At 38.9% G+C, this 5,822-nt stretch carries 4 protein-coding genes; all 4 read left to right on the top strand.

Annotated features, from left to right (window positions below; genetic code table 11):
- Positions 1-352: 352 nt before the first annotated feature.
- On the top strand, positions 353-1,753 hold the full coding sequence (locus ABY905_RS13145; protein WP_372644613.1) for an alpha-amylase family glycosyl hydrolase: 1,401 nt from the start codon (positions 353-355) through the stop codon (positions 1,751-1,753).
- A gap of 126 nt (positions 1,754-1,879) precedes the next feature.
- Entirely contained in the window at positions 1,880-2,734 is an 855-nt protein-coding gene (locus tag ABY905_RS13140; RefSeq protein WP_372644612.1) for an alpha/beta hydrolase, read from the top strand.
- 287 nt (positions 2,735-3,021) lie between these two features.
- Positions 3,022-3,786 carry a transglutaminase-like domain-containing protein gene (locus tag ABY905_RS13135; RefSeq protein WP_372644610.1) on the top strand — a complete coding sequence of 255 codons (765 nt, stop codon included), beginning with the start codon at positions 3,022-3,024 and terminating at the stop codon, positions 3,784-3,786.
- A gap of 243 nt (positions 3,787-4,029) precedes the next feature.
- The coding region (locus ABY905_RS13130; protein WP_372644608.1) for a pyruvate kinase at positions 4,030-5,822 on the top strand (1,793 nt) is incomplete at its 3' end.

Genomic DNA, 5,822 nt, shown 5'->3' with positions numbered 1-5,822 from the left:
TAAGAGATGCCTATTCAGGAAAAACTGTAAAGGTTGCTAATTCAAAAGTTGTTTTAGATACAGAATTCGATATCATTTTACTAGAAAACCTGTAAGCGTGCGACGATCCCGAGACTTCGGGAGACAGTGTTTGGAAAAAAAATATTTTGACGCAGATTTTTGTGATGAAATATGATTTGAAAAGCACCTAAAGGTCGAAAGGTCAAATATGACATCCGTTTAGCCATCGATCTCTTTGATCTGATTAAATTTCTCCTCCTTTTTTTAAGGAGGAGTACCCGAGGAACGAGGGGGAGGTGGTTATTTCTCTCCACAAAATCAATTTTAAAGTAGAAATAATAAATATAAACATATGAACAGAATAGTCAATTCAACACTAAGCCTGCTTTTGATGGCAAGTTTACTTATGTCTTGCCAAAATACTCCAAAGGCAAAGAAAGAATGTTGTTCAAAAGAGAAAGAATCATGTTGTGCCAAGTCTGCCGACATGCATCTGGACTGGACACGTAACGCGAACATCTATGAGGTGAACATTCGCCAGTACACACCGGAAGGAACGATCAACGCTTTTGCAAACCACTTGCCTCGATTGAAGGAAATGGGTGTGGATATCCTTTGGTTGATGCCTATTTTCCCAATTTCGGAGAAGAATCGTAAGGGAAGTATGGGATCTTGCTATGCAGTTGCTGACTACCGTGCTGTAAATCCTGATTATGGAACCCTAGAGGATTTAAAAACCATGGTAAAACAAGCTCAGGATATGGGAATGAAAGTGATTCTTGACTGGGTAGCAAACCATACGGGATGGGATAACGTAATCATGAAAGATCATAAAGACTGGTATACCCTAAACGAAAAAGGTGAGGTTCAGATTCCTGCTGGAACTGATTGGACAGATACTGCTGACTTGAACTTTGACAATAAGGACTTGCGTGAGTACATGAAGGGTTCATTGAAATTCTGGATTGAGAAAGCCAATGTTGATGGTTACCGTTGCGATATGGCTGGCATGGTACCAACTGATTTTTGGAACGAAGCCCGCAAGGAACTTGATTCAATCAAGCCTGTGTTTATGTTGGCTGAGGCTTGGGAACCAGAATTGCTTGAGTCAGCTTTCGATATGGGTTATGCCTGGGATTTCCACCACCTTATGAACGATATTGCCAAGGGTGAGAAAAATGCCAATGAGATTGATGCTTATTTTGCTAAAATCGATACCCTTTACCAAAAGGATAACTACCTGATGAACTTTATTACGAATCATGATGAGAATTCATGGGCTGGTACCATTAAGGAAAGAATGGGAGAAGCAGCTAATGCGTTTGCTGTGCTAACGTTTACCATGCCAGGTATGCCAATGTTGTACTCTGGACAAGAGGCTGGATTGAATCACCGATTGAAGTTTTTCGAGAAGGATGAAATTGATTGGAGCAATAAGGAATTGGTGCCATTCTATACCCAATTGATGAGCCTGAAAGCCAACAATAAAGCTTTGTTGAATGGCGCTCAAGGTGGCGATTTGGTGCGCATTGCCACTGACAAGAACGAATCGGTTTACGCATTTGTTCGTGAAAAGGATGGCGATAAAGTTGTCGTGGTTCTTAACCTAAGCAATAAAGCAGTTGACGTGAAACTGAATACAGAGGCTTATGCAGGTACTTACAGCGACTTTTTCACTAAGGAAAAGCAAGAACTGGCTAAAGAAACTTTAATGTCTCTAAAGGCATGGGAATACAGAGTGTATGTGAAATAATTTGCTTTTCCGTATTTGGAAAGTAGACACCCCTCGAAAAGCCATTCTCTGCGGGGAATGGCTTTTTTTAGGTTGAGAAACAATAGAGGTAGAATCTTATTTTTACAACTGAAATAAAGAGATGATATGAGAAATATGGCCCTTGTTTTTATCATTTGTAGCAGCTTGTTTGCTTGTAATAAACAAATACCACTTAGTTTTATAGATTATCCGGCATTTCAGTCTAAGTATATTCCGGCTCGTGATGTCAAAGTGATGCTTCCTCCTGACTATGATGCTAAGAGATCCTATCCTGTCATTTATATGCACGATGGGCAGATGCTTTTCGATAGGACAACGACTTGGAATAAACAGGAATGGGGAGTCGATGAGACTGTTGATAGTCTTATTAAGACTCAAAAAATACGACCTGTTATTGTGGTTGCGATTAGTCATACAAACAACCGTTCATTGGAGTATATGCCCAATAAGCCTCAAAAAGAATTGAAACTGATAGATCGTCCGGATAAGTTTAAGGGAGAGATTCTTTCTGACGAGTACCTTAAATTTCTGGTTGAGGAGCTCAAGCCTTTTATCGACAAGAATTACAGTACCCAAACTGATCGTGAAAATACCTTTATATTAGGATCGAGTATGGGAGGCTTAATATCCTGTTATGCCATTTCAGAATATCCCAATGTCTTCGGAGGCGCGGCTTGCATGTCGACGCATTGGCCAGCTCTCAATGGTGTTTTCTTGAAATATGTAGCAAAGAATTTACCCGATCCTCAAACCCATAAAATCTATTTTGATTACGGAACGGAAACACTTGATTCGCTTTACAAACCCTATCAGTTAATAGCTGACAAGTTGATGAAAGAACGTGGCTATAGCCAAAATGAGAATTGGGTGACTAGAAAATTCGAGGGTGCTAAGCATGATGAAAATGCCTGGAGAGATAGACTTCATATTCCTCTCCAGTTTCTACTTAGCGTAGAGTAAATCTAATAGGTAATCACCCTTTAAAAGCCATTCTCCGCGGAGAGTGGCTTTTTTTTTTAAAATTCTTATTGTTTTGTAAATTTATTCTAGAAAATAAAAGGTGCACAATACAACTTACCAACTGTATGTATTTTGCAACAGATATAGTATTAATATATGCAGTATTGCGTATATAAACTAGTTGAACTTAATGCTTTTAAGGAGGCTTGAAACAATAGTTATTCTTGTTATACCCTTTCTCAAATTGTATCTTTATATAGGAATATTATATCTAAAAATGAATAATCATGAGGGTATTTAGATTTTCATTCTTTTTAATTATTCTCGTCTTATTAATTTCTAACTGTTGTAGAGATGAAGATGGAAGTAGAAATGTTGATAAATGTAATATTAATTTAGATACACTGGATTTCACCTTTGGTATAGATTATAATTATCCAGAAAAATACCTTGTGCCAGGAGAACAATCTGATCTTAGTTCGGAGAACCTTGAATTAGTGCAAAATGCCATTGGAATTCCTACTGCTGATATCGATGGTATTATGAAGGTATGCCATTGGATCAATCAGAATTTCACCTTTGTAGATGCAGGAGGAAATAAGGCTGGGGTAAATACAGTTGATGAACTTTTTGAAGTTCAGACCTTTTATGGTTGTCACTCTTTAGCACTGATTATTTCAAGTGTTTTACGAGAATTTGGTATTCCAACCATTATGATTGAAACTGCCGATGTGCAATGGGGATATGATTATAGATCCAGATCTATTGAATATTTTGCTGGACATGTTATGTCAGAAGTTTATATAAAAAACGCATGGATATTATTAGATAATAACTGTACATACGTTAAGGAATATGATTATGTAAATCCTTATATCTCAGTAATAAATTCAGACGAGAAAGGACTATTTGTATTTGCTAAAGGAGTTGATGTATGGGATTATAGAGATGCTAATGACTCATTTACCTATGAAAAAATGGTGGATTTTTCAAATAATATTCATTGCTATGAGGATTTATTTTATACTGTGGACTATGTATGGAATGATTAATCATTTGAACAAAGTATTTAAGATTTTTAAAAGGAAAAATAAAGTACTAAGCCCAACAATTTATAAAAAACAGCTGGCAAAGTTCTAATATAAAAGATTGTAGCACGCTCAAACTTTCTTGTAATTTGATAGGTTTGAAGCCTGCAATCGGCTACTATTCCTATACTTACCGTTATATCCAAATAAAAAACTAAAAAAGGAAGATATCATTACTAAGCCTATTTCAACTATCTTATAAAAGCAATGGCAAATCCTGAAAAATTCGACATATCTCCGAAGAAGGCAGCAAAAATAAATGCCTTGATCGGTCGCATAGATACCATCATTGAGGCAGCATTTGAAATGGAGAGGCTGTATGGAAAAGAATTGAAAAAGGTACATCCCGAATACCAGGAGAGTGCGCGTAATCTTATCCATTACCGGGCCTTGCGAAGTCATGATTTGAATGAGCTTCAAAAAGGTTTGAGAAATATGAGCATGTCCAGACTTGCCAGGGTACAGAGTCATGTCCTCAGAAGTCTTTATCTCAATCGGGCTATTTTAAAATCATTTTTGGGAAAGGAAATGAAAAATAGTCGCAAGGGTGTTTCCTATAAAAAAGCGAATCGGCTATTGAAGACGAATGCCAAAACTTTGTTGGGCTACCGTTCAAAAGGTCGTCGTACCCGTATTATGGTGACGCTACCCAGCGAAGCAGCCAATGACTACGACCTGGTGAAGAACATGATAGCCAAGGGCATGAATTGCGCCCGCATCAATTGTGCCCATGATGATAAGCAGGCCTGGGAAAAAATGATAAAACACGTCCGCAAGGCCTCGAAGCAATTAAAGAATAAATGTAAGGTGGCGATGGATCTGGCTGGTCCTAAAATACGAACGGGGCCCTTGGTGGCCGGGCCCAGACTAAGAAAATTGAGGCTGGAAAAAAATGACCGCGGAGAAATAGTTCAGCCATTACAAATTTTGCTATCCGATCAGGAAGTTGATACCAGCGGCATGCCCCTGCTGCCATTAAGCGGTGAAGATTTGCAAAAGTTGGCAATAGGTGACCTGTTGTCGTTCCGCGATGCCCGAAATAAAAAACGGAAATTAAAAATCATTGAAACACATGACAATGGCTTGATCGCCCACTGTTTTAAAACGACATTCCTGGAAACAGGCATTGAACTGTACACAAAAAAGGATAAGAAAGAAGCCATTGCCAAGCTGGGTGTTATTCCAACCATTGAAAAGCCAATACTTTTACAAAAGGGAGACCTTTTAAGACTCGACCGGGAAGAGTTGGCAGGAGAATCGGCTCGGCACGATGCGCAGGGGAGATTGATTTCGGTGGCACATATTTCCAGCACAGAGCCAGAAGTTTTTGATGATTTAAAAGTGGGCGAACCTGTTTTGTTTGATGATGGTAAGATGGGAGGGGTCATCAAATCCATTCAGAAAGAGTTTGCAGAAATTGAGATTAAGCATACTGCTGAAAACGGTGGTAAACTGAGAGCCGACAAAGGGATGAATTTTCCTTTGAGTAAGCTAAGCATTAGCGGGATTACGCAAAAAGATAGATTGGATCTCGACTTTGTTGTAGCACATGCGGATGTCATTAATTTGTCATTTGTAAATAGTCCTTCCGATGTCCGGCAACTTTTTAATGAGTTGAAAAAACGAAAAGCCAAGAGCGGTCTGGGCGTGATTTTAAAAATAGAGACTCAAAGAGGATTCAACAAGCTAACGGAAATACTTTTAGCGGCTATGCAACTTTATCCCATCGGTGTGATGATAGCCCGCGGTGATCTGGCGGTGGAATGTGGTTGGAAAAATATGGGTCGGGTGCAAATGGAAATTCTTTCTTTTTGCCAGGCTGCGCATGTTACGGATATTTGGGCGACTCAGGTTTTGGAGAATCTGGCGAAACGAGGTGTCCCTTCGAGGGCAGAAATTACAGATGTGGTGGAAGCCCAACAAGCTGATTGCGTGATGTTGAATAAGGGGCCTTTTATTTTGGATTCCATTAAGTTGCTCGATAGTATATTAAAGAGTTT

It is taken from the genome of Ancylomarina sp., from assembly GCF_041555295.1.
GTDB lineage: Bacteria > Bacteroidota > Bacteroidia > Bacteroidales > Marinifilaceae > Ancylomarina.
This window is presented reverse-complemented; position numbering and strand designations above follow the sequence as displayed.

Coding starts and splice junctions, on each gene's coding strand:
- ABY905_RS13145 (WP_372644613.1), top strand. CDS start 353: ATGAACAGAATAGTCAATTCAACACTAAGCCTGCTTTTGATGGCAAGT.
- ABY905_RS13140 (WP_372644612.1), top strand. CDS start 1,880: ATGAGAAATATGGCCCTTGTTTTTATCATTTGTAGCAGCTTGTTTGCT.
- ABY905_RS13135 (WP_372644610.1), top strand. CDS start 3,022: ATGAGGGTATTTAGATTTTCATTCTTTTTAATTATTCTCGTCTTATTA.